Raw genomic sequence first — 1595 nt, forward strand, 5'->3', positions numbered from 1 at the left:
CGTGGCGGACGCGGACGCCCCACTCGCGGTGCCCGTCGACCTCGTCGAGGCAGGCGCCCGCCTGCTCGTACCCCGCTTCGAGGAGCCGGACGGCGGCGGCCTCGCCGTCCAGGACCGTGCCGAACCGCAGTGGCAGCACGGGTTCGTGGCGGAACACCGCGCGCACCACGGCGTCGTGCTCGCGGGCCAGCTCGGCGAGCGCGCCGTCGACCGGGTCGAGCGTGTCGATGCGGTCGAAGCGGGCCGGGGACGCCTCGGCGACGACCACGCCGAGGTCGCGGTAGCCGATGAGCCGGGGCGACTCCCCGATGTCCAGCGCGGGCCGGTTGCGCGTGATCGCGTACGCGCACAGCCAGTTCTCGGTGCTCACCGCGGTTTTTCCCCTTCCGGCAGGAGCGGTTCCGGTCCGGTTTTCCCGAGTTCGGCGCGGCCGGCGTTCGGGGCGAAGAACGGGTCGCCGGTCCACCAGTCCATCCCCATTTCCTTCGCGGTCTGCGCGGAAGCGATGAACAGCCGGATCCGCAGGGTCAGCAATTCGACGTCGACGACGCTGACCCCGATGTCACCGGCTATCACGACCCCCTTGTCGAGTACGCGTTCCAGAACGTCCGCCAACGAATCGGACGAAGCGGCCAATCGTGTCACCTCTCGTTTCACAAATCGGTGGCGCCACGGGTGAAGCGCCGCAGCCGCTCGCACGCGCTGAGCTCACCGGCCCCGTCGACGTCCACCCGGTAGGTGGCCATCACACTGGTGGAATCCGGGATCCGGGCCAGCTCGACGACGTCGACGAGCACGGACCAGCCGCCGCCGGCGCGGCTGCGGACGCCCGTCACGGCGTGCGGGATCAGCCCGGTCACCACCCCGAACTGCTCCTTCGCGGCCCCAATGGCATCGGCGGCACGCAACCGGGAAACGGATTCCCCGGCACGGTCCGGAATATTGTTGTTTGACGCAAGGAACGGCTCGGGCGATTCACTCATCGCTTTCCTGGGTCGCGGTCGGGTGCCCACCGTAGCAACGGCCACAACTCCCCGAGGATGCGTCGCGGGACGGTATTTTTCACCGGTTCGCGGTAACGAATGGGCGCAATGCGGCAACCGGCGGAGGCAAATGGCGCAATGCCGGGACACCCGGCGGAACCAACGCGCCGGATCCGGCCGTGAGGTTACGATCGAGTAACGTCCACGAGCCGGTACCCGACACCTCGGACCGTCTCGATGGTGCGCGTGCCGAACGGCGTGTCGATCTTGCGCCGCAGGTACCCGATGTAGACCTCGACGACGTTCTCGTCGCCGTCGTAGTGCGCGTCCCAGACGTGGTTGAGGATCTCGTTCTTCGTCAGCGCGGTACCCGGCCGCCGCAGCAGGAACTCCAGCAACCCGAACTCCCGCGCGGTCAGCTCGATCCGCTTTTGTCCTCTGTGGACGGTGCGGGCGGACGGGTCGAGCCGCAGGTCGCCGGCCTCCAGCACGGCGGGCCGGGCCGGCGCGCCGCGGCGCAGCAGCGCCCGCAGCCGGGCGATGAGCACGACGAAGGAGAACGGCTTCGACAGGTAGTCGTCGGCGCCGAGGTCGAACGCGTCGGCTTCGTCG

The 1595-nt window shown here is 69.5% G+C and carries 4 protein-coding genes; all 4 read right to left on the reverse strand.

What is annotated here, in order from left to right; all coding sequences use genetic code 11:
* On the reverse strand, nt 1–370 hold a 370-nt coding region (locus tag G3I65_RS48805; protein ID WP_309236051.1), incomplete at its 3' end, for a GvpL/GvpF family gas vesicle protein.
* Complete coding sequence (locus G3I65_RS48810; RefSeq protein ID WP_160702410.1) at nt 367–636, reverse strand: gas vesicle protein; 270 nt, start codon at nt 634–636, stop codon at nt 367–369. The genes G3I65_RS48810 and G3I65_RS48805, both read right to left, overlap by 4 nt.
* A 17-nt stretch (nt 637–653) precedes the next feature.
* Nucleotides 654–983: a gas vesicle protein GvpO gene (gene gvpO, locus G3I65_RS48815; protein WP_160702412.1), complete on the reverse strand. Its 330-nt coding sequence runs from the start codon at nt 981–983 to the stop codon at nt 654–656.
* Nucleotides 984–1168: 185 nt separating this feature from the next.
* On the reverse strand, nt 1169–1595 hold a 427-nt coding region (locus G3I65_RS48820), incomplete at its 5' end, for a response regulator transcription factor (RefSeq protein WP_160702414.1).

Origin of the sequence: Amycolatopsis sp. SID8362 (genome assembly GCF_010550475.1) — a bacterium.
Lineage (GTDB): Bacteria > Actinomycetota > Actinomycetes > Mycobacteriales > Pseudonocardiaceae > Amycolatopsis > Amycolatopsis eburnea.

Bases quoted from the DNA above. Each gene is read 5' to 3' on its own strand.
- gvpO (WP_160702412.1), bottom strand. From the start codon at position 983: ATGAGTGAATCGCCCGAGCCGTTCCTTGCGTCAAACAACAATATTCCG.